This is a genomic window from Nocardioides marmoribigeumensis (assembly GCF_031458325.1).
GTDB lineage: Bacteria > Actinomycetota > Actinomycetes > Propionibacteriales > Nocardioidaceae > Marmoricola_A > Marmoricola_A marmoribigeumensis.
The window spans coordinates 3021401-3045330 of the sequence record NZ_JAVDYG010000001.1 but is presented as its reverse complement, the minus strand read 5'-3'; the positions used below and the strand labels follow the sequence as shown (position 1 = coordinate 3045330).

Here is a 23930-nt window from a genome sequence, read left to right as displayed (position 1 = left end):
GACCTGGGCGAACCGACCTCTTAGCCGCGCGACAGAGCGCTCAGACGAAGGCGCTCTCTCCCGTGATCGCGCGCCCCACGATCAGGGTGTTCATCTCCCGCGTGCCCTCGTAGGAGTACAGCGCCTCAGCATCCGCCACGAACCGCCCGACGTGGTGCTCGAGCAGGATCCCGTTGCCGCCCAGCACCTCCCGCGCCCAGCCGACCGTCTCCCGCATGCGCACGGTCGAGTGCGCCTTGCACAGTGACGCGTGCTCGTCACGCAGGAGCCCGGCCTCCTGCAGCTGCGACGCACGGACGTTCATCGCGGTCGCCGCGGTGACGTTGGAGAGCATCTTGACAAGCAGGTCCTGCACCATCTGGAACGACGCTATCGGGCGGCCGAACTGCTCGCGCTGCTTGGTGTAGCGCAGGGCGTGCTCGAAGGCTCCCCGGGCGCAGCCGGCCGCGGCCCAGGCGACGCTCATCCGGGTGACGCGCAGGACGTTCGCGGTGGCGCGGAAGCTGTCGGCCTCCTGCAGGCGGTTCGTCTCCGGGACGCGTACGTCGGTCAGGGTGATCTCGGCGTTCTGGACGACGCGCAGGGCGATCTTGTCCTCCTGCTTGGAGAACTCCATCCCCTCGGTGCCCTTCTCGACGACGAAGCCCTTGACCTCGCCGTCGTCGGTGTCGCGGGCCCAGATGATGACCAGGTCGGCGAAGGCGGCGTTGCCGATCCACTTCTTGGCGCCGTTGAGGATCCAGTCGTCGCCGTCCCGTCGAGCCGAGGTGGCGAGGCCGGCCGAGATGGCCGAGCCGACGTCGGGCTCGGTGAGGCCGAAGGCGCCGATCAGCTCCATCCGCGCCATGGCCGGCAGCCAACGAGAACGCTGCTCGTCGGAGCCGCACAGCTGGATGGAGCCCATCGCCAGGCCGCCGTGGACCCCGAGGAACGTCCCCATCGACGGGTCGACCCGCGACATCTCCATGTTGACCAGGCCGTCGACGAGTGCGCCGCGGGCAGGGCAGCCGGGCCCGTCGTACGCCAAGCCCGCGATCCCGAGCTTCGCCAGCCCGGGCACGAGGTCGTGCGGGAACTCGGCGCGCGTCCAGTAGTCGTTGATCACCGGCTCGACCTCACGCGTCATGAAGGCGCGGACGCTGCTCAGGAGCGAGCGGTCCTCCTCCTCGAGCAGCAGCTCGAAGCCGAGGAAGTCCGAGGCGGGCGAGTCCTCGAGCAGGTGGCCCTCGAGATCGGTCATGCGGACAGCTCCTCGTCCAGGAAGGCGTCGACCACAGGAGCCAGCTCCGCGGCCTCGGTCACGATGCCCAGGTGGCCACCGTCGTAGAGATGCAGCCGCGCGTGAGGGATCAGGCGCGCCTGCATCAGCGGGTTCTCCACCGGGATGATCGGGTCGTCCTTGCCGCCCATCACCAGCGTCGGCTGCCGCAGCAGGCCCAGGAACGGCAGGCTCGTCCAGCCCGTCATCGCGAGCAGCTGGTAGTAGTAGCCCCGCTTCGGTCCCGACCGCGTCGCCGCGTGCAGCAGCGACGCCCCGACCTCGGGGTTGCTGCGCATCGTGCCGCCGTAGATCTCCGCGGCGATCGACGCGGCGTACGCCGGGTCGCGGTGACGCCGCGGCGTCATCATCTTGGCCAGCACACGGGGGTGCGCCGGCTTCATCATCCAGCCGGTGCCGGTCGCGGTCAGGACCACGCGACGCACCCGGCGAGGCGACTGCACCGCCAGCTGCTGCGCCAGCCCGCCGCCCCACGACAGGCCGAGCACGTCGAAGCGGGTGTGGCCCAGCGAGGCCATCAGCGCCGTCACCCAGGAGGCGAGCCCCGCCACCGTGTAGGGGTACGGCGGCAGCGGGCTCCCGCCGACCCCCGGCACGTCGAAGCGCACCACGCCACGGTGGGGATGCAGCGCGTCGACGAACGGCTGCAGCACCTCGAGACTGACCCCGATCCCGTTGCACAGCAGGAGCGGTGGCTCGTTGACGTAGCGTCCCGCCGCGGCCCGCGTCGAGACGCGCACCGCGATCCGCCGCACCGTGACGGTGCGGACGCGATCGGGCAGGGCGACGGGCTCAGCGGTCATGGACATAGGTGCCCGGCGCTGCGCACAGCGGCTCGTAGCCCTCCGACCCCAGGCGCTCCGGCTTGTCCCGCTCGTCGCCGGTGCGCTCGGCCAGCCAGCCGACGTAGTCCTCCCACCAGCTCCCCTTGACCTTGGACGCCTTCTCCAGCCACCCCGACGCCTCCGGTGGGTTCTCCGACGCGGTCTGGAACGACGCCTTCTCGTTGCCCGGAGGGTTGACCATCGCCGCGATGTGACCGCTCGTGGAGAGCACGAACCGCGAGTCACCCCCGAACAGCTGCGTCGTGCGGTAGCAGGACTCCCACTTGCACAGGTGGTCGGCGATCCCGGCCACGACGTAGGAGTCCACGTCGATCTTGGCCAGGTCCACCTTGGAGCCGAGCATCTCGGACGCGCCGGCCTCGGTCAGCGCGTTGCGGATCGCGAGGTCCATGAAGTCGCGGTGCATCGCCGCGGTCATCCGCACCGAGTCGGCGTTCCAGTAGAGGATGTCGAACGCCTTGGGGGCATGGCCCATCAGGTAGTTGTTCACCCAGTAGTTCCAGATGAGGTCGTTGGGCCGCAGCCACGCGAAGATCTCGGCCAGCGCGCGGCCGTCGAGGTAGCCCTTCTCCCGCGAGGCCCGGGTCGAGGCCGCCGCCGACTTGTGCGACAGCAGCGCGCTCGGCAGACCGGCCTGCTCCTGGTCGAGCACCGTCACCGCCAGGGAGTACGCCGCGACGCGGTCGAGCTCGCCGATGGCCGCCAGGTGCGCCAGCACCATCGAGGCGATCATCCCGCCGGAGCAGATGCCCAGCATCGCGACCTTGTCCTGCTCGGAGACGTCCTGCGCGGCCTGCATCGCCTCCAGGATCGCCTGGCCGTAGGTGTCCAGCCCCCAGTCGGCGTGCCGCGCGTCCGGGTTGCGCCAGGAGATGCAGAAGACCTGCTGCCCCTGCTGCACCAGGTGCTCCACCAGGCTGCGCCCCTCGGCCAGGTCGATCACGTAGTACTTGTTGATCGTCGGCGGCACGATCAGCAGCGGCACCTCGCGCACCTTGCCGGTCTGCGGGGCGTACTGGATCAGCTCGAACACGTCGGTGCGGAACACCACCTCGCCGGGCGTGATCGCGATGTCCTCGCCGACCTCGAAGGCGTCCGGTTCGACCATCGACGGCACCCGCGGCGCGGTGGCGAAGTCGCGCACCAGCCGCTTGCCGCCCTCGACCAGGTTGCCTCCGCCGGTGTCGAGGATCCGCTTGATCACCTTGGGGTTGAGGAACGGGTTGTTGCTCGGCGCGGACGCCTCGACGAGGTTGTCCAGGATGAAGGTCATCCGCTGGTCGTCGCCCCACCCGAGGTCGGCGTCGTCGACCAGCCCGCGCATCGCCTCGCCCCACGCGAGGTAGCCCTGCAGCGTCCGCTTGAACAGCGGGTTGCCCGCCCACGCCTCGTCGGAGAAGCGGCGGTTCTTGGCGTGCGGCTCCACCTCCGACCTGCCCAGGCCGACCTTGGCCAGCTCGACCCCGAGCCCCGCCGTACGACGGACCACGCGGCGCGGGTGCCGCGCCAGGCCGGCCGCGAAGCGGACCCCGGACATGCCGGGCAGGAACCGCCGCAACGGGCTGCTCGCGGCGTCGGCGAGCAGCAGGTCCAGCGGCATGGACAGCTCGTCGCCGGTGTCGTGGCCCACGTCCTCCGCGGCGTCGATGCGCTCCTGCGCCTGCGACTCGTTCGTCGTCGCGGTCATCACTCGCTCCTCTCGGAGTCGGGAGGCGACACCTCGCGTCGCAGGATCTTGCCGGTCGGTCCCTTGGGCAGCTCGTCCACGATCCAGATGACGCGGGGGTACTTGTAGGCGGCGAGCTGCTCCTTGGCGAACTCCTTGAGCTCGTCCTCGGTGGCCTCCTTGCCGGCCTTGAGCGCGACGGCCGCGCCGACCTCCTCGCCCAGGTCGTCGTGCGGGAGGCCGACCACGGCGACCTCACCCACCGCGTCGTGCTCGTAGAGCGCTTCCTCGACCTCCAGCGGGTAGACGTTGTAGCCGCCGCGGATGATCAGGTCCTTCTTGCGGTCGACGATCGTGAAGTAGCCCTCCTCGTCGACCGTGGCCAGGTCGCCGCTGCGGAACCAGCCGTCGACGATCGCCTCGGCGGTCGCGTCCTCCCGACCCCAGTAGCCCCTCATCACGTTCTCGCCCTTGATCGCGATCTCGCCGACCTCCCCGTCGCCGGCGACGTCGTTGCCCTCGTCGTCGATCAGCTTCATCTCCACCCCGCGCACGGGAGTGCCGATCGTGCCCGGCTTGCGCTCCCGATCGGGCCGGTTGAACGACGCCACCGGCGAGGTCTCGGACAGGCCGTAGCCCTCCAGCACCATGCAGTCGAAGGTCTTCTCGAACGCCTTCATCACCTCCGCGGGCATCGCCGCACCGCCGGAGATGCAGGTGCGAAGTGACGACATGTCGGCGTCGTCGGCGTTGTCCGCGTGCAGCATGCCGGCGTACATCGTCGGGACGCCCTCGAAGACGGTGACGCCGTCGCGGCCGACCACCTTGAGCGCCTTGGCGGCGTCGAAGCGCGGGATGAGGGTGAGGCAGGCGCCCTTGGCCACCGCCGCGTTGAGCCCGCAGGTCAGGCCGAAGCAGTGGAACAGCGGGAGGCACCCCATCACGACGTCCTCCTCGCTCAGCTCCACGAGGGTCTCGGCGCTGGTGAGGGCGTTGGTGACCATGTTGTGGTGCGTGAGCTCGGCGCCCTTGGGCTGCCCGGTGGTGCCCGAGGTGTAGAGCAGGACCATGGTGTCGTCGTCGGCACGCTCGACCACCTCGTCGTCGGGCTCGTGCTCGGCGAGCAGCCCGAGGAACCCCTGGGCCTCGACCGGGATGCACTCGATGTCGACCGCCTTCGCGCCCTTGGTCGCCTCGTCGGCCATCTCCTCCCAGGCGAACACCAGCGAGGCGCCGGAGTCCTCGAGGTAGTACTCCACCTCGCGCGCCTTGAGCAGCGGGTTCATCGGTACGACGACCGCGCCGGCCGCGACCGCGCCGTAGAAGAGCACGGGGAAGTGAGGCACGTTGGGGAGCACCAGGCCGATGCGGTCCCCCGGCTCGATGCCCTTGGACCTGAGCAGCGAGGTGACGCGGCGCGCCCCGTCGAGCAGCTGGTCGTAGGTGAGCACCGTGTCGTCGAGCTTCACGGCGGGACGGTCGCCGTGCGCTTCCGCTGTCGTGGTCAGGTGGGTGGCGAGGTTCGGCACGAAGGCCTCCGAGAGTGGGTGACGTGGGTCACTAGGCCCCTTACCCTCGCCGCCCACCGCCAACCTCCACCACCGGCCGCAGGTGGCCGCGGTCGCCGTGCCGGTCGTAGAGGCTGAGCACCTCGACGTCGCTCTCACCCGTGCTCCCGAACCAGTGCGGGGTCGTCGTGGCGAACGCTGCGACCTCGGCGGGGCCGAGCACGAGGTCCTCGCCACCCAGCACGAGACGCAGACGTCCGGAGAGGACGTAGAGCCACTCCCGGCCCTCGTGCGCGCGGAGTGCGGGCTCGCGGAGGGAAGCGGGGATCACGATCTTCCACGCCTGCACCCCGTGCGGGTCAGCAGTCAGCGGCACGACCGCGCGGCCCTTCACCCGCCGAGGCCGAGGTCGGAGGCGCCGGTCCCCCGTCTCGGGGGCGCCGACCAGGTCGTCGAGAGAGACCCGGTACGCCGCGGCGAGCGCGAGCAGCAGCTCGAGCGTCGGGCGTCGCTGGTCGTTCTCGAGGCGGGACAGGGTGCTGCGGGAGATCCCGGTCCGCGCGGAGACGTCCTCCAGGGTGAGCCGGCGCCGCGTGCGGAGGTCCCGCACGCGGGCACCGACCGCGGCCGTCACCGCCACGCCTCACCGCGCGCGACGACGTAGGTCCGCCAGACGTGACCCCACGGGACCGCGACGAGGACCGGCACGACGAACAGGCAGTTGACCAGGGTCTCGGAGGTGCCGTCGTCCAGGTCACCGGACAGGAGCAGCGGCAGGCCGACGAGGCCGAGCCAGATCAGCTTCCACAGCGACTCGAAGACCAGCATCGGGAGCATCCGGGTCGGGTGGCGCAGCCCCAGCAGCATGAGCACCGACATCCCGCCGAGCAGGGCGAGGGTCGTGCCCTCGTAGCGCGGCAGGTCCGAGGCGTCCAGGAGCCGGGGCCAGCGGCCGACGACCAGACCGACACCGACGAAGCCGTACGCCGCGCGGAGCAGTGCCACCCGCCGCCGCGACAGGCTCTCGCCTGTCACCCCGGTGGTGGTGAGCGTCGTGGTCATCACGACTCCTGGGTGGCCAGGACCGCGACCGGGACCACGGGCACCGAGGGGCTGGAGCCCTCGACCTGGACCCGCGGGAGCACCCGGTCGAGCCAGGAGGGCAGCCACCAGTTCGCCTTGCCCAGCAGGGCCATCGTCGCAGGCACGAGGAGCATCCGGACCAGCGTCGCGTCGATCGCGACCGCGACGGCCAGGCCGAGTCCCAGCATCTTCAGCGACGGGATCGGGCTCGCGACGAAGCTGAGGAACACCGCGACCATGATCAGCGCGGCCGAGGTGACCACGCGGCCCGTGCCGGCAAGCCCACGGGCGACGGACTCGGCGTTGTCGCCGACCCGCGCGTGCTCCTCGCGGATCCTCGACAGCAGGAACACCTCGTAGTCCATCGACAGCCCGAACAGGATCGGGAACATGATCACCACGATCATGGACGTGATCGGCGTCGGACCGTCGAGCCCGAGCAGCTCCGCGCCCCAGCCCCACTGGAAGACCGCGACGAGGACGCCGTACGCCCCGCCGATCGACAGCACGTTCATCACCGCCGCCTTGGCCGGCACCGCGATCGAGCGGAACACCAGCATCAGCAGCAGGAACGACACCCCGACGACCGCGCCGATGAACCACGGCAGGGTCCGGGAGAGCTGGGCGTTGAGGTCGTCGGTGATCGCGGTGACACCCGTGACGTAGACGTTGTCCGGGACCACCTCACGCACCCGCTCGATCGTCGCCGAGGTGTCGAGGTCCGCGGGACCTGAGGTCGGCAGGGCCGTGACCACGGCGGTCCCACCATCGGCCGAGAAGACCGTCTGCCGCACCGACGCGATGCCCGGGACCGCGGCGATCGTCCGGGTGAGGTCGGTCAGGTCGGCCCGGGACGCCCCCGAGGCGGACAGGTCGACGACCAGGGTGAGCGGAGCGTTGATGCCGGTGCCGAAGCCCTCGGTGAGCAGGTCGTAGGCCTGCCGGTGGGTCGTCTCGACCGGCGCGTCGCCCGCGGCGGGGAACGCGGTCTGCATCCACAGCGCCGGGGCGGCGATGGCGAGCAGCGTGGTCACGGCGCCGAGCAGGTAGGGCCACGGCCGAGCGGACACCCGGTGGCCGAACCGCCACCACACGGTCTCGTGGGCACCCTTGACCGTGCGGTGCCGCAGACCCAGCCGGCCCTTGTCGATCCGGTCGCCGAGGAGGGTCAGCAGCGCGGGCAGCAGGGTGACCGCCGCCGCGACGGCCGCGAGGACCATGAGTGCGGTGGCGATGCCGATGGAGGTCAGCACACCGAGGCGCGTGATCGCGAGCGCCGCCGTGGCCACCACGACGGTGCCGCCGGCGAACACCACCGCGGCACCCGAGGACCCCATCGCCTCGGCGAGGGCGTGCTCGTTGGTCTCACCGGCGCTGCGGTGCTCGCGGTAGCGGGCCACGATGAACAGCGCGTAGTCGACCCCGACGCCCAGGCCCACCAGCCCCGCGACCGAGATCGCGGACACCGAGACCGTCATGGCCGAGGCGAGCAGGGAGATCGCACCGACGCCACCGCCCACCGCGACGAGCGAGAGGCCGATCGGCAGGACCGCGGACACCAGCGTGCCGAACACGACCAGCAGCACCAGCAGCGCCACGAGCAGGCCGATGCCGACGTGGCCGGAGTCGCCTCCACCGGAGTTGAGGAAGACCTCGTCCCCGCCGAGCTCGACGCGCACGCCGTCGGCGTGCATCCCGGACACCGCGTCGGAGAGTACGGCGAACGCGGGCTTGCCCATCTCGCGCTCGGGGACGTCGAGGGTCACCACCGCGTAGGCGATGGTCCCCTCGGGCGAGACCGTGCCGGCCGCGAACGGGTCGGACACGGTCTCGACGTGGTGGAGCTCGTCGACGCGCTCGCGCACGCTCTCGACCTGGGTCCGCCTGGTGACCAGCGGTGAGCCGTCCTCGGACTGGAGGACGACGAGGACCGAGCCCTTCGCTGCCTCCGGGAAGTGCTGGTCGAGCAGCTCCATCGCCCGGGCGCTCTGGCTGCCGGGCGAGGCGAAGTCGTCGGCGAACGTGCCGCCGGCCGCGCCCGCCAGGGCGAAGAGCCCGACGAGCACGAGGACCCAGCTGCCGAGCGTGCGCCACGGGTGCCGGGCGCTGGTGCGGGCGATGCCGCGGGTGAACCTGTCCATGGTCGTTGCCTTCCGTCAGAGGGGCCCGGTCCGGTGCATGAGCCCCTGAACGGCCGTGACGCTAGGCAGCGACGTGGTGAGCCCGGATCACCATGTGTGGTGATCCGGGCGGGTGATCTCGACTGAGCTCGATCGCCGGTGGGCGGCCTCGATCACCGAGAGGCGCCGGCCCGGGTGAGCAGCCGGGCACGGACCCGGTGCAGGCGCGGCATCAGGCCGTAGATCACGATCGGCACCGCGATCGTGGCGAGCACGAACGTGCGCGGCACCGTGCCCAGGTCGCGCAGCACGTCGCCGAGCAGCACGTTGAGCACGAGGAGGGTCGGGAAGACCGCGAGCCAGATCATCAGGGCGAGCTGGTGCTTGGTGGGCGGGGGCGGGGGTGTGGGCATGACGGTTCCTTTCGAGAGCCGGGAGGGAGAGGTCAGAGGGCGCGGTCGACATCGTCGGCGACCAGGTCCGCGTTGAGGGCGATGGCGGCGGCAGAGCCCTGGCCGGCGGCGGTGACCACCTGGGCGCGGGGGTCGACCGCGTTGCCGGCCGCCCAGACGCCGGGCACGCTCGTGCGGCCCGTCCCGTCGACGACGACCCAGCCCTGCTCGTCCACGGCGCAGCCGAGGTCGCGCAGGAGCCCGTCGTGCGGGTGGAAGCGAGGGCGGACGAACACCGCGTCGCGCTCGATCGTGCGGCCGTCGGCGAGCTCGAGACCCCGGACGGCATCGCCCGCGACGACCACGCGCGCCACCGGCCCGTCCACGACCTCGACACCGCGGGCGGCGAGCCGGGCGCGGTCGAGATCGCCCACCACGTCGTCGTGCGGGAGGAGGACGAGGTCCGCGGACCACTGCCGCAGCAGCAGCGCGTGGTCCACCGCCCCCGGAGTCCCGCCGAGCACCGCCAGCCGCTGGTCGCGGACCTCCCAGCCGTGGCAGTAGGGGCAGTGCAGGACGTCCCGCCCGAACCGCTCCCGCACCCCGGGTACGGCGGGCAGCTCGTCGCGCAGGCCCGTGGCCACCAGCAGCCGGCGAGCCCGCAACGACCCGCCCCCGCTCAGCGTGACCTCGAAGCCACCGTCGTGAGCGGTCACCGCCGAGACGGTCCCGGGGACGACCTGGGCGCCGTACGACTGGATCTCGGCGCGGCCCACCGCGAGCAGCTCGGCGGGCGGCATCCCGTCGCGCGACAGGAACCCCTGCATGTGGGCGGCCGGCTCGTTGCGTGGGTGGCCCGCGTCGACGACCGCGACCGAGCGCCGCGCACGGGAGAGGACGAGGGCCGCGGAGAGTCCGGCGGCGCCGCCGCCGACCACGACGACGTCGTACGCGCTGGCGGTCGTGGGCTGGTTGTCGGTCATGCCACGACTGTGCGCTTGAGGACGAAGGCCCTCAACTGTTGTTGCCGAGACCGGGAAGGCGATCGGCTGAGACCCGGCGGGGCTAGCGTGGCCGCATGGCCGTGCCCCTGCTCGGGACCAAGCTCTTCCTGCCGCGTCCCCGCGCGCAGCTGGTCCCCCGCGCACGGTTGGCCGAGCAGGTCGATCGCGGACTCGGCGCGCGGCTGCTGCTGGTCTCCGCACCGGCCGGGTTCGGCAAGACCACCATGGTCGTCGACCGGCTGCGCGCGGCGACCCAGCCGCCCCGCTCGGCCGCGGTCGCCTGGCTCTCGCTCGACCCGGGTGACGAGGACCCGGCGACCTTCTGGACCTACGTCGTCTCGGCGCTGCGGACCGCCGTGCCCAACCTCGGGTCGGACGCCCTCGCCCTGCTCGCCGACCCGCATCCCCCGCCGCTCGAGGTCGTCCTGACCACGGTGCTCAACGAGCTCGGGCACGGCGAGGGCGACGTGGTGCTCGTGCTCGACGACTACCACGTCGTCGGCTCCCTGGAGGTCCACACCCAGCTGGCGTTCCTGCTCGACCACGCTCCCGATCGCCTGCACCTCGTGCTGGTCACGCGGGCCGATCCGCCCCTCCCGCTGGCCCGGCTGCGCGCGAGCGGCGACCTGGTGGAGATCCGGGCTGCGGACCTGAGGTTCAGCGAGGACGAGACCGCGGCCTACCTCACCGGCCCGATGGGGCTGAGCCTCTCCCCGGCCGACGTGGCGACGCTCGAGGCCCGCACCGAGGGCTGGATCGCGGCGCTCCAGCTCGCCGCGTTGTCGATGACGGGGCGCGAGGACCCCGGGGCGTTCATCGCCGACTTCGCCGGGGACGACCGCTACCTCGTGGACTACCTCGTCGAGGAGGTGCTGGCGCGCCAGCCCTCCGACACCCACGACTTCCTGCTCCGCAGCTCGGTGCTCGACCGGCTCAGCGGACCGCTGTGCGACGCCGTGGTCGGCACGAGCGGAGCCCGCGCGACCCTCGAGGGCCTGGACCGGGCCAACCTGTTCCTGGTCCCGCTGGACGACCGGCGCCAGTGGTACCGCTACCACCACCTCTTCGCCGACGTCCTGCGCGCGCGGCTCCTCGAGCTGGAGCCCGACGTCGTGCCCTCGCTGCACCAGCGTGCGAGCACGTGGTTCGAGGCCAACCGCGACCGCGCCCAGGCGATCCGGCACGCGCGCCTGGCCGGCGACGTCGAGCGGGTGGCGGACCTGATCGAGCTCGAGATGCCCGCACTACGACGCGACCGGAAGGACCGGACCCTGCGCCAATGGCTCGAGGAGCTGCCCCCGGACGTGGTGAGGTCCCGACCCGCCCTGGCCAACGGGCTCGGTGGCTCGATGCTCATCACCGGCGCGGTGGCCGGGGTCGAGGCGTGGCTGGACGCCGCCGAGGCCTGGCTGGACCCGTCGCCCGACCGGGTCGTGAAGGAGGGCGCGGTCGTCGTCGACCGGTCCGAGCTCCCCCGCCTGCCTGCCTGGATCATGCTGCACCGATCCGGCCACGCGCTCGCGCACGGCGACCTCCCGGGCTCGACCGCCCTTGCCCACAAGACGATCGACCTCGCCCCGGCGGACGACCACATCGCACGCGGCGGCGCCTCCGCGATCATCGGGCTGGCGGCGTGGGCGGTCGGCGACCTGGAGGTCGCGCACGACCGCTACGCCGCCTGCCTGCCGCACTTCGAGGCCGCGGGCCACGTCGCCGACGTCATGGGCTGCTCCCTCGGCCTGGCCGACATCCAGGTCGCGCAGGGACGTCCGCGCTCCGCGCTCCGGACCGTCGAGGCGGCGATCGCGCTCGCGACCCGGCAGGACGGCGTCGTCCGGGGCATCGCCGACATGCACATCGCCCGCGCGGCGCTGCAGGTCGAGCTCGGCGACCCCGAGACCGCACGCCGGGGGCTCAACCTCGCCCGCGAGCTCGGTGACCACGCCGGGCTGCCGCAGAGCCCCTACCGCTGCCGCGTCGCGATGGCGCACGTCCTCGAGGCCGGGGGCGACGTGGACGCTGCGCTGGCCAAGCTGGACGAGGCGATCGCGCTCTACAACGGCGACTTCTCCCCCAACGCCCGGCCGGTGCCCGCCCGGAGGGCTCGCGTCGCGCTGCGTCACCAGCGGCTGTCCGAGGTCGAGCCGTGGCTGGCGACCACGGACCTCACGCTCGCCGACGAGCCGTCGTACCTCCGCGAGCACGAGCTGGTCACGCTCGCCCAGGCGACCGCCGCCACGGACCCTGCCCGGCTCGACGAGGCGCTCGCCCTCCTGGCCCGGCTCCGCGAGGCCGCGGCGGACCGGCCCGGCTCCCTGCTCGACATCTGCGTGGCGCAGGCGCTGCTGCTCGACGCGGCCGGCGACCGGACGGCGGCGCTGTCCGCGCTGGAGATGGCGCTGCGCATCGCCGAGCCGGAGGGCCACGTCCGCGTCTTCGTCGACGAGGGGCCGGCGATGGCGCGGCTGCTCGAGGCCGTGCCCTCCGGCTCGCCGTTCACGACGTACGCCCGGTCGCTGCGCGGTGCGGCCCCCGGGCGCGCGCCCGGCACCGTGCCGGCCCAGCGCCTGGTCGACCCGCTCAGCGCACGCGAGCTGGACATCCTCCGGCTGCTCGCCAGCGAGCTGACCGGACCGCAGATGGCCCGCCACCTCGTGGTGTCGCTCAACACCGTGCGCACGCACACGAAGAACGTCTACCTCAAGCTCGGCGTCAACAGCCGCATGGCCGCCGTACGCCGGGCGCGCGAGCTCGACCTGCTCTGACGGGGTTCACCAGCAGGTTCACCAGGTCTGGTGAGGACCGCTCACCCGGTCGCTCCCTAGCGTCCGGGACATGAGCAGCACCTGCTACCGGATCCGGATCGGCGGCCACCTCGACCAGAGGTGGGCCGCGTGGTTCGGCGAGATGACCCTCAGCGCCGAGCCGGACGGCACCACCGTCCTGGTCGGCCCGGTCGCCGACCAGTCGGCCTTGCACGGCCTGCTGCAGACCATCCGCGACCTCGGGTTGCCGCTGCTCTCCGTGAGCCCGGACGCCCACGACCCCCAGACCACCCAGGCCACCCAGAGCACCGAGGAGCCCACCCCATGATCACCCTCGAGTCGGTCACCAAGCGCTACGGCGACTTCGTCGCCGTCGACGACGTCTCCTTCACCGCCCGGCCCGGCCGGGTCACCGGCTTCCTCGGCCCCAACGGCGCCGGCAAGTCGACCACCATGCGCGTCCTCGTCGGCCTCACCCGGCCCGACGCCGGCACCGCCACCGTCGACGGCCGCGACTACCACGACCTGGTCAACCCCGGCGTCGAGGTCGGCGTCCTGCTCGACGCCTCCGCGCAGCACGGAGGCCGGACGGGCCGCGAGACGTTGGTCATCGCCCAGGAGGTGATGGGGCTCCCCCGCCGCCGCGTCGACGAGATGCTCGAGGTGGTCAGCCTCACCGTCACCGAGTCGCGCCGCCGCGTGCGCGACTACAGCCTCGGGATGCGTCAGCGGCTCGGCATCGCCGCCGCCCTCATGGGCGACCCGCACGTGCTGGTCCTCGACGAGCCGGCCAACGGGCTCGACCCGGCCGGCATCCGCTGGATGCGCCGCCTGCTGCGCGGGTTCGCCGACCGCGGCGGCACCGTCCTGCTGTCCTCCCACCTCCTCCACGAGATCGAGGTCATCGCCGACGACCTGGTCGTCATCGGCAACGGGCGGATCGTCGCCCAGGGCGCCAAGGACGACCTGCTGCGCTCCGCAGGGACGCTCGTCCGGACGGCGTACGTCGACGCCGTGCGGCCCGCGCTCGACCGCGCCGGCATCCGCTGGTCGACCAACGACGACGACAGCCTGGTCGTCCACGCCGAGACCGGCCGCGTCGGCGAGATCGCGTTCGCCGCCGGAGCCCCGCTCCTCGAGCTCCGCCCCGCCGAGGGCGCGGGCCTGGAGGAGATGTTCCTCCGCCTCACCGCCGAGACCCAACGAGAAGGACGAGTGGCATGAGCACCACCACGCAGACCCCGACCCGGACCCGGACCGCCGCTGCCGTCCCGATCCCCCTTGCCCGCCTGGTGAAGGTGGAGCTGCGCAAGTCCTTCGACACCACGGCCGGCCTGTGGCTCCTGGCGAGCATCGGGCTGCTGTCGCTGCTCACCACCGGCGCCGTCATCGCGTGGTCCTCGGCCGGCGAGCAGACCTACCAGACCTTCACCCTCGCGATCGGACGCCCGCTCTCGATCGTCCTGCCGATCATCGCGACCCTCACGGTGACCTCCGAGTGGAGCCAGCGCAGCGGGCTCACCACCTTCAGCCTGGTGCCCCACCGGCGACGCGTCGTCCTGGCCAAGGCTCTCGCGCTGGCCCTCGTCGCGGCCCCGTCGATGCTGCTGGCGTTCGGCGTCGGCGCCCTCGGTCACCTCGTCGGGACGGCGATCCGCGGCACCGAGCCTGTGTGGAACCTGACCTGGGCCAGCGTGGGCCAGTTCGCCCTCGGCAACGTGCTCGGAGTGCTGGTCGGCTTCACCCTCGGCCTCCTGGTCCGCAGCACGGCCGCCGCGCTGGCGTCGTACTTCGTGATCACGTTCGTCGCGCCGCCGCTGCTCATGCTCCTGGCGACCAGCCAGGCGTGGTTCCACGACCTGCACCCGTGGGTCGACCCGACCGTCCCGCAGAACGCGCTGTTCGGCCCGGCCGCCCTCGGGTCCGACCAGTGGCAGCAGCTCGCCGTGACCAGCATCGTCTGGCTCGCGCTCCCGCTGGCGTGGGGCCTCGCGCGGCTCGTGCGGGCGGAGGTGAAGTGAGGTCGGTGCGCGCCTCGCAGACCCCTGGGGCGGGCCTCGATCCCTTCCTGAGAGGACCCCAAAGTAAAACGTGGTGCGGCGACGTGTCAGATTGTCCCGTGGGGGGTACAACCACCGCACACGAAGCCAGGTGCCCCTCGCACCCCCGTCCCGGAGGAGACTCCCGTGTTGTTCCGTGAGATGACGCTGCTGGTCCGTGACGTGGTCAAGGGCTGTCTGGCCCTCGCGCAACGCCCCGTCTGACCCAGCCTCACCCGGCTCGGAACCCCGAGTCCCGCGGCCCGTGTCGCGCCCCTTTGGGAGGGAGCACGACGACGGGCCGTCGGCTACTCCGGGAGCTGCGCCTCGTCGTACGCCGCCCGCACCGCCTTGGGCACTCGGCCCTTCGCCGGGCAGTCGATCCCGGCCCCTGCCGCCCAGGCCCGCACCTCCGCCGCCGTCGGCTCGCGACGGGGCAACGGCGCGCCGGGCACCAGGTCCGCCACGACCGCAGCCGCCCCGGACTCGAGGTCGGCGGCCACGGACGCCGCCGCGAGGAAGCGGTAGGTCCAGTCCTGTGCCAGCGCCCGGGTCTCGCAGAACACCACCGGGACGCCGGGCCACGCCACCTGCAGCTCGGCGAGCGCATCGGCGGCGACCGACCCCCGCACCACCTCGTGCTGGAAGATCCGGGAGTAGCGGTCCTCGACGACCACGGCCGCCCGAGGGAGGGAGGCCAGCTCGGTCAGCTGGTACTTCAACCGCCCTGTCGTCAGCCCGCTGACCAGGTCGGCCAGGCTCTTGCGCTCGACCGCGGCGAGGACGCCACCCTCGCGTCGTACGGCGTAGTCCCCGGCGGGCAGCGCCTCCTTGACCAGCCGAACCTGGCTGTCCTTGAACGTGTAGGCGTAGCGCTCGTGCGTGTCCACGACGATCTCGAGGTCGCGGACCCCCTGCGCCCGCGCCGACGGTACGGCGACGCGCGGCCTCGCCTGCTTGGCCGTGCGAGCGGTCTGCCAGAAGATCACCTGCCGGCCACCGCGGACCGTGGTCATCACGAACTGCGAGCGGTTCTCGCGGCCCCGGTCGAGGACGAGGTCGACCGCTGCGCCGCGTCGCACGCACGACCGGACCGGCACGCGCTCGAGCACCTCGGCGTCGTCGGGCCACCCGTCGGCGCGGTGGCAGTAGACCTTGCCGGTCCGCGGCCACGGCTCGCGTGCCTTGAGCACGATCCCGTGCTCACCCAGCGGCACCCGCAGCAGGTAGGGAAGGCTCGATCCCTCCTCGTCGTTGCGTGCGATGACGAAGTCGTCGTGGGTCACGCGGCCAGTGTGCCGGTGGATGACGCGAGCGGGCCACCGTCCGCACCCAGGCCGAGCTCGAGGCGCGGTGGCACCGGCTCATGGGAGACCTGGGCCTCGGTCGCACGACGCTCTGGCCGCTGCTGCTCGAGACCACCGGCAAGGTGTTGCCGGTGGTCGTGCGGATCGACGACGTCCCGACCCGTCCGACCGACGCCGTCGGACGGCTCAGCGGTCTGCTCGATCGCCGCCTCGGTCGACGCCATCAGCCGCCGGCGCTCCCGCCGCGGCTGACCCCCTGCCCCGGCCTGGCCGTCACCTCGACGGTCAGGCCGCGGGCAGCGCGGCCTTGGCCCGCAAGAAGGCCTCGGCGGTGTGCATCGTGGCTGGGTCGACCAGGCCACCACCCACGTCGGTCCACGGCGACTCGACCCCGGCGATGTAGGCGTTGAGCTCCATCGTCAGCGCCGGCACCGCCGCGACCGGCCGGAGCGCGACGGCCATCCCGCGATAGACCAACCCCGGGGTGGACAGCACCCGGACGCGCCGGCCGAGGACGTCGGCGAACAGGGCGGCCACGTCCTGCCAGCTCAGCACCTCGGGGCCCGCGACCTCGATCGGCGCCGCCGTCACACGCTCGCGCACGGCTGCCTCGGCCACCGCTCGTGCCGCGTCGGCGACCGAGAGGAAGGCGTGGCGGTGACGAGGGCTGCCCGGCACCAGCATCACGCCTCGGTCCTCCACGAGGGTCCCGGTCGCGGCCCGGAACCTCTGCAGGAACGGCGAGGGGCGGTCGATGGTCGCGTGCGCCTCGCCACGGAGCGGGAGGGAGGAGCCGACGAGCGCGAACCACGCCTCCATGAACGGTGGGAGCCGCAGCAGCCGGCCCTGCAGGGGCGACCTGGTGAGCTGCAGCTCGAGCGCCTGCTTGGCCCGGACGACCGCTGCCGTCGGTGGGCCGGGCGGCATCGGGACCGAGGGCAGCACCGCCCGTCGTACGCCGTGGGAGGCGGCCGCGTCCACGAAGCGGCTGAGGCCCTCGGCGAAGGCGCCCACGTCGTCGCCGGCCCGCGGCGCCACGGCGTTGGCGCTCAGGACGACCGCGTCGACGCCCGTCAGCGCCGCGGCGGCGTCGGCCGGGGTGTGGTGCACCAGGTCGAGCTCGACCAGCTCGACCCCCTCGAGGTCGGCCCCGCGCGAGCGGTCACGGACCGTGGCCCGGACCGCCTCCCCACGGGACCGCAGCTCGCGGCAGCACGCGGCTCCCAGCTGTCCGTTGCCCCCGACGACCAGGACCGTCATGGCTCCTCCTCAGTCGCCGGCGAGCCCGGCGCCCGCGGCCGCGGCGAACACCACTGCCGTCGCGGTCGTGAGCACGCGCGTCCGCGTCGTCCCCTGGGAGGTGAGGCCGATGACGGTGTCGAAGACGTTGAGCGCCAGCCCCAGCTGGAAGAAGCGACGGTCGTCGATCCCGTCCGGCAGGAGCCCGATGGCGCCGATCGCGGCAGTCGCGCCGGCCCAGAGCCGCACCGTGTAGATGTGCTCCGGGGTCGGGTCGGCGGCGCCGTAGGCGTGGGCCAGGGCTCGGGGCGCCAGCGCGCCCACGGCGCCGAAGGCGAGCGAGGCGACACTCGTCGCCGTGCGGATCGTGGCTGCGTCGGTCATCGCGATCTCCTCACCGCACCGTGCCGACCAGCGTGCCCGTGCTCGGGTCACAGTCCGGGAAGGCCTCGGGGACGACGAAGGTGGCGGTGTCGCCGTCGACGGTGAAGGTCCAGTCGAACCCACCTCCCAGGCGCGTGAGCACGTAGCCGGTGTCGGTGGCCGTCCACGTGGCCCTCTCACCGTAGGCCCGTCCGCCCCAGGCGGCGTGGATCTGGCCGTGGTAGAGCACCGTGATGCTGAGGTTGGCGGTCCCGTCGTTCCTCAGCGTCACGCTCCACCGGCCCTGGACGTCGGTCGTGTCGGCGCAGGTGCCGGGTGCGGGCTCCTCGGTGCCGACCACCCAGTCACCGGACAACGTCCTGGTGGACGGGCCGTCGGCAGCAGTGGCGTCGACCCCCGGCAGGCAGACGAGCAGTCCGGCCACCGCGGTGGCGGCCGTCGCGCGGAGCAGTCTCATGGTGTCCCTCCTCGGTCCCGGAGCCCGAGCGCCGAGACGGGAAGGGTCGGCCCGGCCCCGATGCGGCCATCGTGCGCGCGGACGGCTGCGGTGCCTCAAGAGCAAAGGTCCCGAGATCGCGGTGGCGCGGGGACGGGTCCAGGCCACAGGGCGTCTCGGGGGGTGAGTCCCCGGGACGCTCGGTCGGGGCGATCAGTCGGGGCGGGCGAAGAGCCGGCGCCGGCCGGCGGCGTCGCGGCGGGCCTGGCGCACGCGGCCCCGGCGGGACCGACGGGCAGCGGAGCGGGCCATGTCGGCCGCGCCGATCATGCCGGCCTGGGGGCCGAGCTCGGCCCGCACGATGACCGGCTCCTGGCGGTGCCCGCGCCCGGTCAGGGCACGTGAGAAGGCGCGACGCACGGGCTCGAGCAGGAGCTCGCCGGCGTCGGAGACTCCGCCGCCGATGATGACGCAGCTCGGGTCGAAGGCCGCGGTGAGCCCGGCGAGGCCGACGCCGAGCCAGTCGCCGACGTCGTTGAGCAGCTCGATGGACAGCGGGTCGCCGTCGCGTGCGGCCTGGGTGATCAGCGGCCCGTGGAGGCGCTCGGGGTCGCCGTCCACCAGGTCGCGCAGGTGGCGCGCCATGGGCGAGCCCGCGGCGATCAGCTCGCGCGCCTCGCGGACCAGGCGGTTGCCCGAGGCGTACTGCTCCCAGCACCCGCGGTTGCCGCACTCGCAGCGGTGGCCGTCGGGCACGACCTGCATGTGGCCGAACTCGCCGGCCATGCCGTTGGCCCCGCGGAACACCTTGTTGTCGATCACCAGCGCGCCGCCGATGCCGGTGCCCAAGGTGACGCAGAGGACGTAGCGGTGACCCCGGCCGGCCCCGAAGCGGGTCTCGGCCAGGCCCATCATGTTGGCGTCGTTGTCGACCACCACGGGCAGCCGCACGCGCTCCGCGACGCGGGCACGCAGGGGCTCGTTGCGCCAGTCGAGGTGCGGGGAGAACATCACGGTCGTGCGGGTCGCGTCGACGAAGCCCGCCGCCCCGATGCCGACGGCCCCCACGTCGTGGCGCTGGGCGAACGAGGTCACCAGGTCGACGATCGTGTCCTCGACCAGCCTCACGTCGTGCCCCAGCGTCGGGCGCCGGTCGACCTCGACCACGTGGCCGAACGAGTCCACCACGGCCGCGAGCACCTTGGTGCCGCCGATGTCGATGCCGACCGTCAGCGGCTCCCAGCGCAGGCCCCGCGGACGGACGAGCGGTGTCTCGGACATGGCGACAATCTAGGGCGTGGACCCCGCGGCGGTCTCCGCGCCACGACCGATCCGCGCCCGCGCGAGGTCGAGCAGCCGCTCGACGTCGTCCTCGAGGCCGAGCAGGGGCGCGAAGCGCCGCACGGTGTCGAGGAACATCTCGCCGCTCTCGATGACGCGGGGGTCGATGTGGCCCATCACCTCGAGCACCACGACCCCGTAGAGCGCCGTCCAGCCCTGCATGTCCACCCAGAGCAGCCCGCGCTCCTCGTCGGCGAGGTCCTCGTGGGGGGCCGGGATGAGGGGGTCGAGCATCGCCTCGCGGACCGGCTCGGCCAGCTGGTCGAGAGACGGGATCGCGAAGCCGCGCTCGTGGAAGATGCGGTGGATCAGTCCGGTCATCAGCAGTCCCGACGAGGCCAGCGTGAGCAGCTCCCGCCGGGCGCAGGAGGTGTCGGCCACCGGGTTGGCGAAGACGGTCGCGAACTCGCGCGGGTGGGCCAGCGCCCACATCCGGAACTCCGTCGCCGCCACCACCAGCCGCCCCGCCGGGTCGTCCTGGGGCAGCCGGTCGGCCGCCGCGGCGAACTGCTCGGTCGCGGCCTTGTCGATCTCGAAGGCGACCAGGTCGACCAGCTCCTGGTAGCTGGCGACGTAGCGGTAGAGCGCCGGCGCGGTCATCCCCATCCGCCCCGCGACCGCGCGCAACGACAGCTCGGCGCCCTCGGCGAGCAGCTCGCGCGAGACGCGCACGATGTCGACGTACGTCGCCTCCCGCTGCCGTTCGCGGCGGGTGGGGGTCGGGTCGACCAGCGTCACGGGCGTTGCCTTCCGGGGGTCAGCGGAGTTGACGGCGCGAGTTTACACCGTTTACGGTTTACGGCGTTAACTAAGTTGGACATGTTCACTGGAGCCTCCCATGATCGATCGCTGGGCCCGCCTCGTCGCCCGCCGTGCGCGCACCGTCCTCCTGCTCGGCCTGCTCGTCACCGTCCTCGCCGCGGTGTACGGCGCCGGCGTGTTCGGGTCGCTCTCCCAGGGCGGCTTCGACGACCCGGACTCCGAGGCCGCGCGGGCGCTGCGGCTGGAGCAGGACACCTTCGGCAACCAGAGCGCCGACGTCGTCGCGATCTACTCCAGCGACGACCTCACCGCCCAGGACCCGGCCTTCCGCCGCGCGGTCGCCGACGTGGTCGACGCGCTCCCGGCCGGCACGGTCGCCCACGTCGTGCCCTACTACGCCGCCCCGCGCGCGATCGCGCCCTCGCTGGTGAGCCAGGACGGGCACCACGCGCAGGTGCTGATCTCCCTGGCCGGCCACTCGCAGGACGACTACCTCACCAACTACGACCGGATCTCGCCCCACCTGCAGGCGGCGGACGGCCTGACCACCGACGTCACCGGCTCCTTCGCGGTGTACGACGACGTGAACCGGCTGACCTCGGAGGACCTCGAGCGCGCGGAGCTGATCTCCATGCCGGTGGTCATCCTGCTGGCCCTGCTGATCTTCGGCAGCCTCGTCGCGGCCTCGATGCCCGCGCTGGTCGGCACCGTCGCGATGGTCGGCGCCCTGGCGATCGTGCGGCTGATCGCCCAGGTCACCGAGGTCTCGGTGTTCTCGGTCAACGTGATCTCGCTGCTGGGCATCGGCCTGGCGATCGACTACGCGCTCTTCGTGATCAGCCGGTTCCGGGAGGAGCTGGCGGTGGTCTCGACAGGATCGAGCACCGATGCGGCTGCAGAAGCGATCGAGCGGACGCTGGCGACCGCCGGGCGGACCGTGCTGTTCTCCGGCCTCACGGTCGCGGCCGCGCTGGCGAGCCTGCTGATCTTCCCGCAGTCGTTCATCCGCAGCATGGGCCTCGGCGGAATGGCCGCGGTGCTCGTGGCGATGGCCGCCGCGCTGACGATCCTCCCCGCGCTGCTCAAGGTGCTCGGCCACCGCGTGGACGCCGGCCGCCTGCCCTGGCGACGCGGTCGCGCGGTGGCGGTCGAGGACGCTCGCGGTCGCTGGCACGCGCTGGCCCGCGGGGTGATGCGTCGCCCGGTGGTCGTGGCCGCGACGGTCGTGATCGCGCTGCTCGCCATCGCCTCGCCGTTCCTCGGGGTGCGGTGGGGCAGCGTCGACTACCGCGTGCTGCCCGACGACGCCCCCGCGCACCGGGCGGCTGCCCTGCTCAGCGAGGAGTTCGGGCCCGAGCGCTCCGGCGCGAGCCTCGTGCTGCGCGGGGCCGACCAGGCCACGGTGACGTCGTACTCCCGGGCCGTGGAGCAGGTCGACCCGACCATGCAGGTCCTCCCGGTCGCCCGCGAGGGCGGTGCCGACGGGGTGACCCTGCTGCGCGCGTCCTGGGAGGGCAACAGCCAGTCCGAGCACTCGCAGGCGGTCGTCAAGGACCTCCGGCAGGTCCGCCCCGCCGACGGCGAGGTGCTGGTCGGCGGTCTCACCGCCGACACGGTGGACCTGCTCTCCTCGGTCCGGTCGCACCTGCCGTGGATGGCGCTGATCGTCGTGGCGGTGATGCTCGTCCTGCTGTTCCTGGCGTTCGGGTCCGTCGTGCTGCCGATCAAGGCCGTGGTGATGAACAGCTTCTCGATCACCGCGTCCTTCGGTGTCGTCACGTGGATCTTCAGCGACGGCCACCTCGCCGACGCGCTCGACTTCACCCCGCAGGGCTTCCTGGACGCGACGAACCCGATCGTGATGCTGGCGATCCTCTTCGGGCTCTCGATGGACTACGAGGTCTTCCTGCTGTCCCGGGTGCGTGAGCAGTGGGACGCCACCAAGGGCTCGGCGATGGCCGCGGGCGAGCGCAACGAGCTCGCGGTCGCGACCGGGGTGCAGAAGACCGGTCGCATCATCACCAGCGCCGCCCTCCTGCTCGGCGTCGTGATCGGCGCCTTCGGGCTCAGCGGCATCGTCTTCATCAAGATGCTCGGCATCGGGATGCTGGTCGCGCTGCTGATCGACGCGACCGTCGTACGCGCACTTCTTGTCCCCGCGACAATGAAGCTGCTCGGCGGCTGGAACTGGTGGGCGCCGGCACCGATGGCCCGCTGGTGGGAGCGCCACGGCTTCCGCGAGGGGCACGCCCCGCACGCGCCCGAGCAGGAGCGCGTCACCGTCTGAGAGTCGAGCGAGGAGGGGCCTCGGGGCCAGTGCGTGACGGCCCCGGGACCTCCCGGCAGTTGACGACCCCAGGGCCGAGGTGGCCCCTCCTCGCAGGTCCGGTCAGCAGCGCACGTCCTCGACTCCCTCGCTCCCGGCGCGGCAACCGCGGTGCGGGAGGCAGAGGGTGCGGTCGACGCGGCAGCGCCCCCGGGAGTCCCGCTCCGGACACGATGCCAATGCCGCCGCGCCCGCCATCTCCCGGGCCACGTCGAGCGCGCTGCGGTAGCGCCAGCGGCCGGCGGAGGTGGGCACGTCGTCGATCGGTCTGGTCACAGGCACTCCCGAAGGCTGGGCTGAACCCCGAGATCGGACGCCACGAAGGTAGCGAACCAGGCGCTGCCCCCGGACAGGGCCGACCGGCCCCAGGAGGGGGGCCGGCTGGGCCTGAACGTCGAGATCGGTCACCGGACGATCGCGACCGGGCAGTGCGCGTGCTGGAGCACGTGCTGGCTGACTGAGCCGAGCAGCATCCGGGCGAAGACGTTGCGGCCGCGGGCACCAACGACGACCAGGCTCGCGGACTCCGAGGCGTCGACCAGGACGCGCTCGGCGCGCAGCGGGACCGTCTCGCGGGTGACCTCGACGTCGGGGAAGTCCTCCTCGACACCGGCGAGCGCCTCGGACAGGGCCCGGTCGGCGTCGGCGCTGTCCACGCGCATCCGCGAGGGCAGCGCGAGCTCGCCGCCGTGCGGCAGGTCGGCGTCGAAGGCGTTCACCACGGTCAGCGGGACGCCCATCAGGTCGGCACGCTCGAGCGCGTAGCGCAGCGCGGCCACGCTCGAGGGTCCGGCGTCGACGCCGACGACCACCCGGGTGGCGTGCTTCGAGGCCTGCGGGCGTACGACGACGACCGGCCCGGTCGCGTAGGTCGCGAGGTGGCGGCTGACCGAGCCGATGAGCCCACCGGCCAGACGGCCGTGCCCGGTCGCGCCGACCACCACGGCCGCCGCGTCGGCGGTGGCGTCGGTGAGCAGCGTGACCGCGTCGGACTCGACGAGCCGGGCCTCGGCCTCGGCGTACCCGAGGTCGCTGACGCGCTTCTCGGCGGCGTCGAGGACCTGGCGCATGCCGTCGAGGTAGGAGCTGTCGACCGGGGTCCAGGCGGCCAGGGTCGAGGGCAGGGCGGCGGCCACCAGGACCTCCACCGGGTCGTGTCTCAGGGCAGCGGTGTCCACCGCCCAGCGCAGGGCGAGGTCGGCGAGGTCGGAGCCGTCGTACCCGACCACGATCTTTCGTGATGTGCTCCTCATGCCCTCAGCCTCCTCCTCGGGTGGGCGCAGATCAGTGGTCTTTCGGCCCTAATCGCCGCGCGCAGGACGTCTGGTGGGTCACACCCGTCGGCCGCCCGGGATCGTTGCCGAACCGTGTCTTGCCCCCGTCCAGCGGCGTGTGTGAGGTTGGCTCGGCTCCCCCCGCCCCACCTGTCTCGGA

The 23930-nt window shown here is 72.7% G+C and carries 22 protein-coding genes; 5 read left to right on the top strand and 17 right to left on the bottom strand.

Features of this window, described 5'->3' with window-relative positions:
- Positions 1 to 40: 40 nt before the first annotated feature.
- From J2S63_RS14615 to J2S63_RS14575, 9 genes are all read right to left on the bottom strand, one after another.
- Positions 41 to 1240, bottom strand: coding sequence for an acyl-CoA dehydrogenase family protein (locus J2S63_RS14615; RefSeq protein ID WP_310303665.1), 1200 nt, complete (start codon positions 1238 to 1240; stop codon positions 41 to 43).
- A complete protein-coding gene (locus tag J2S63_RS14610) occupies positions 1237 to 2082 on the bottom strand; it encodes an alpha/beta fold hydrolase (protein ID WP_310303663.1) in 846 nt (281 codons plus the stop codon). Before J2S63_RS14610 ends, J2S63_RS14615 begins: the two co-directional genes overlap by 4 nt.
- Entirely contained in the window at positions 2072 to 3811 is a 1740-nt protein-coding gene (locus J2S63_RS14605) for a PHA/PHB synthase family protein (RefSeq protein ID WP_310303661.1), read from the bottom strand. Before J2S63_RS14605 ends, J2S63_RS14610 begins: the two co-directional genes overlap by 11 nt.
- Positions 3811 to 5319, bottom strand: coding sequence for a long-chain-fatty-acid--CoA ligase (locus J2S63_RS14600; protein ID WP_310303659.1), 1509 nt, complete (start codon positions 5317 to 5319; stop codon positions 3811 to 3813). Before J2S63_RS14600 ends, J2S63_RS14605 begins: the two co-directional genes overlap by 1 nt.
- Positions 5320 to 5359: 40 nt before the next feature.
- Positions 5360 to 5932: a helix-turn-helix domain-containing protein gene (locus tag J2S63_RS14595; protein ID WP_310303656.1), complete on the bottom strand. Its 573-nt coding sequence runs from the start codon at positions 5930 to 5932 to the stop codon at positions 5360 to 5362.
- Complete coding sequence (locus tag J2S63_RS14590) at positions 5929 to 6360, bottom strand: hypothetical protein (protein WP_310303654.1); 432 nt, start codon at positions 6358 to 6360, stop codon at positions 5929 to 5931. Before J2S63_RS14590 ends, J2S63_RS14595 begins: the two co-directional genes overlap by 4 nt.
- Entirely contained in the window at positions 6360 to 8522 is a 2163-nt protein-coding gene (locus J2S63_RS14585; protein WP_310303652.1) for an MMPL family transporter, read from the bottom strand. Before J2S63_RS14585 ends, J2S63_RS14590 begins: the two co-directional genes overlap by 1 nt.
- A gap of 152 nt (positions 8523 to 8674) precedes the next feature.
- A complete protein-coding gene (locus tag J2S63_RS14580; RefSeq protein ID WP_310303649.1) occupies positions 8675 to 8914 on the bottom strand; it encodes a putative antibiotic biosynthesis monooxygenase in 240 nt (79 codons plus the stop codon).
- A 32-nt stretch (positions 8915 to 8946) separates the two neighbouring features.
- Positions 8947 to 9876, bottom strand: coding sequence for an NAD(P)/FAD-dependent oxidoreductase (locus J2S63_RS14575; protein ID WP_310303647.1), 930 nt, complete (start codon positions 9874 to 9876; stop codon positions 8947 to 8949).
- A gap of 95 nt (positions 9877 to 9971) precedes the next feature.
- Here J2S63_RS14575 and J2S63_RS14570 point away from each other — a divergent pair, with 95 nt between their 5' ends.
- The 4 genes from J2S63_RS14570 (at position 9972) to J2S63_RS14555 (ending at position 14683) form a co-directional block, all read left to right on the top strand.
- On the top strand, positions 9972 to 12662 hold the full coding sequence (locus tag J2S63_RS14570) for a winged helix-turn-helix domain-containing protein (protein ID WP_310303646.1): 2691 nt from the start codon (positions 9972 to 9974) through the stop codon (positions 12660 to 12662).
- A gap of 70 nt (positions 12663 to 12732) precedes the next feature.
- Positions 12733 to 12990 (top strand): DUF8691 family protein, encoded by a 258-nt coding sequence (locus J2S63_RS14565; RefSeq protein WP_310303643.1) that lies wholly within the window; start codon positions 12733 to 12735, stop codon positions 12988 to 12990.
- On the top strand, positions 12987 to 13886 hold the full coding sequence (locus J2S63_RS14560) for an ABC transporter ATP-binding protein (RefSeq protein WP_310303640.1): 900 nt from the start codon (positions 12987 to 12989) through the stop codon (positions 13884 to 13886). The genes J2S63_RS14565 and J2S63_RS14560 overlap by 4 nt, the downstream gene beginning before the upstream one ends.
- A complete protein-coding gene (locus J2S63_RS14555) occupies positions 13883 to 14683 on the top strand; it encodes an ABC-2 transporter permease (protein ID WP_310303638.1) in 801 nt (266 codons plus the stop codon). The genes J2S63_RS14560 and J2S63_RS14555 overlap by 4 nt, the downstream gene beginning before the upstream one ends.
- 326 nt (positions 14684 to 15009) lie before the next feature.
- Here the strand turns inward: J2S63_RS14555 and J2S63_RS14550 are convergent, their stop codons facing one another.
- From J2S63_RS14550 to J2S63_RS14520, 7 genes are all read right to left on the bottom strand, one after another.
- Positions 15010 to 15987, bottom strand: coding sequence for an ERCC4 domain-containing protein (locus J2S63_RS14550; RefSeq protein ID WP_310303636.1), 978 nt, complete (start codon positions 15985 to 15987; stop codon positions 15010 to 15012).
- A complete protein-coding gene (locus J2S63_RS14545) occupies positions 15984 to 16232 on the bottom strand; it encodes a hypothetical protein (RefSeq protein ID WP_310303632.1) in 249 nt (82 codons plus the stop codon). Before J2S63_RS14545 ends, J2S63_RS14550 begins: the two co-directional genes overlap by 4 nt.
- A gap of 61 nt (positions 16233 to 16293) precedes the next feature.
- Positions 16294 to 17268, bottom strand: coding sequence for an SDR family oxidoreductase (locus J2S63_RS14540; RefSeq protein ID WP_310303628.1), 975 nt, complete (start codon positions 17266 to 17268; stop codon positions 16294 to 16296).
- Positions 17269 to 17277: 9 nt separating this feature from the next.
- A complete protein-coding gene (locus J2S63_RS14535; protein WP_310303626.1) occupies positions 17278 to 17631 on the bottom strand; it encodes a hypothetical protein in 354 nt (117 codons plus the stop codon).
- A 10-nt stretch (positions 17632 to 17641) separates the two neighbouring features.
- The gene (locus J2S63_RS14530) at positions 17642 to 18088 is read right to left on the bottom strand and encodes a hypothetical protein (RefSeq protein ID WP_310303625.1); all 447 of its coding nucleotides are present in this window, start codon (positions 18086 to 18088) and stop codon (positions 17642 to 17644) included.
- Between the two features lie 192 nt (positions 18089 to 18280).
- A complete protein-coding gene (locus J2S63_RS14525) occupies positions 18281 to 19348 on the bottom strand; it encodes an ROK family glucokinase (RefSeq protein ID WP_374725116.1) in 1068 nt (355 codons plus the stop codon).
- Between the two features lie 9 nt (positions 19349 to 19357).
- Positions 19358 to 20146 (bottom strand): TetR/AcrR family transcriptional regulator, encoded by a 789-nt coding sequence (locus tag J2S63_RS14520; protein ID WP_310303623.1) that lies wholly within the window; start codon positions 20144 to 20146, stop codon positions 19358 to 19360.
- A gap of 100 nt (positions 20147 to 20246) precedes the next feature.
- Between J2S63_RS14520 and J2S63_RS14515 the strand changes: the two genes are divergently transcribed.
- Positions 20247 to 22457 carry an MMPL family transporter gene (locus tag J2S63_RS14515; RefSeq protein ID WP_310303620.1) on the top strand — a complete coding sequence of 737 codons (2211 nt, stop codon included), beginning with the start codon at positions 20247 to 20249 and terminating at the stop codon, positions 22455 to 22457.
- Between the two features lie 443 nt (positions 22458 to 22900).
- Here the strand turns inward: J2S63_RS14515 and J2S63_RS14510 are convergent, their stop codons facing one another.
- Complete coding sequence (locus tag J2S63_RS14510) at positions 22901 to 23749, bottom strand: universal stress protein (protein WP_310303618.1); 849 nt, start codon at positions 23747 to 23749, stop codon at positions 22901 to 22903.
- Positions 23750 to 23930: the final 181 nt, after the last annotated feature.

What these genes read in the sequence shown, in the direction of transcription:
- J2S63_RS14615 (WP_310303665.1), bottom strand. Translation starts at nt 1,240, where the DNA reads ATGACCGATCTCGAGGGCCACCTGCTCGAGGACTCGCCCGCCTCGGAC.
- J2S63_RS14610 (WP_310303663.1), bottom strand. Translation starts at nt 2,082, where the DNA reads ATGACCGCTGAGCCCGTCGCCCTGCCCGATCGCGTCCGCACCGTCACG.
- J2S63_RS14605 (WP_310303661.1), bottom strand. Translation starts at nt 3,811, where the DNA reads ATGACCGCGACGACGAACGAGTCGCAGGCGCAGGAGCGCATCGACGCC.
- J2S63_RS14590 (WP_310303654.1), bottom strand. Translation starts at nt 6,360, where the DNA reads ATGACCACGACGCTCACCACCACCGGGGTGACAGGCGAGAGCCTGTCG.
- J2S63_RS14585 (WP_310303652.1), bottom strand. Translation starts at nt 8,522, where the DNA reads ATGGACAGGTTCACCCGCGGCATCGCCCGCACCAGCGCCCGGCACCCG.
- J2S63_RS14580 (WP_310303649.1), bottom strand. Translation starts at nt 8,914, where the DNA reads ATGCCCACACCCCCGCCCCCGCCCACCAAGCACCAGCTCGCCCTGATG.
- J2S63_RS14575 (WP_310303647.1), bottom strand. Translation starts at nt 9,876, where the DNA reads ATGACCGACAACCAGCCCACGACCGCCAGCGCGTACGACGTCGTCGTG.
- J2S63_RS14570 (WP_310303646.1), top strand. Translation starts at nt 9,972, where the DNA reads ATGGCCGTGCCCCTGCTCGGGACCAAGCTCTTCCTGCCGCGTCCCCGC.
- J2S63_RS14565 (WP_310303643.1), top strand. Translation starts at nt 12,733, where the DNA reads ATGAGCAGCACCTGCTACCGGATCCGGATCGGCGGCCACCTCGACCAG.
- J2S63_RS14560 (WP_310303640.1), top strand. Translation starts at nt 12,987, where the DNA reads ATGATCACCCTCGAGTCGGTCACCAAGCGCTACGGCGACTTCGTCGCC.
- J2S63_RS14555 (WP_310303638.1), top strand. Translation starts at nt 13,883, where the DNA reads ATGAGCACCACCACGCAGACCCCGACCCGGACCCGGACCGCCGCTGCC.
- J2S63_RS14545 (WP_310303632.1), bottom strand. Translation starts at nt 16,232, where the DNA reads ATGGCGTCGACCGAGGCGGCGATCGAGCAGACCGCTGAGCCGTCCGAC.
- J2S63_RS14540 (WP_310303628.1), bottom strand. Translation starts at nt 17,268, where the DNA reads ATGACGGTCCTGGTCGTCGGGGGCAACGGACAGCTGGGAGCCGCGTGC.
- J2S63_RS14535 (WP_310303626.1), bottom strand. Translation starts at nt 17,631, where the DNA reads ATGACCGACGCAGCCACGATCCGCACGGCGACGAGTGTCGCCTCGCTC.
- J2S63_RS14530 (WP_310303625.1), bottom strand. Translation starts at nt 18,088, where the DNA reads ATGAGACTGCTCCGCGCGACGGCCGCCACCGCGGTGGCCGGACTGCTC.
- J2S63_RS14525 (WP_374725116.1), bottom strand. Translation starts at nt 19,348, where the DNA reads ATGTCCGAGACACCGCTCGTCCGTCCGCGGGGCCTGCGCTGGGAGCCG.
- J2S63_RS14515 (WP_310303620.1), top strand. Translation starts at nt 20,247, where the DNA reads ATGATCGATCGCTGGGCCCGCCTCGTCGCCCGCCGTGCGCGCACCGTC.
- J2S63_RS14510 (WP_310303618.1), bottom strand. Translation starts at nt 23,749, where the DNA reads ATGAGGAGCACATCACGAAAGATCGTGGTCGGGTACGACGGCTCCGAC.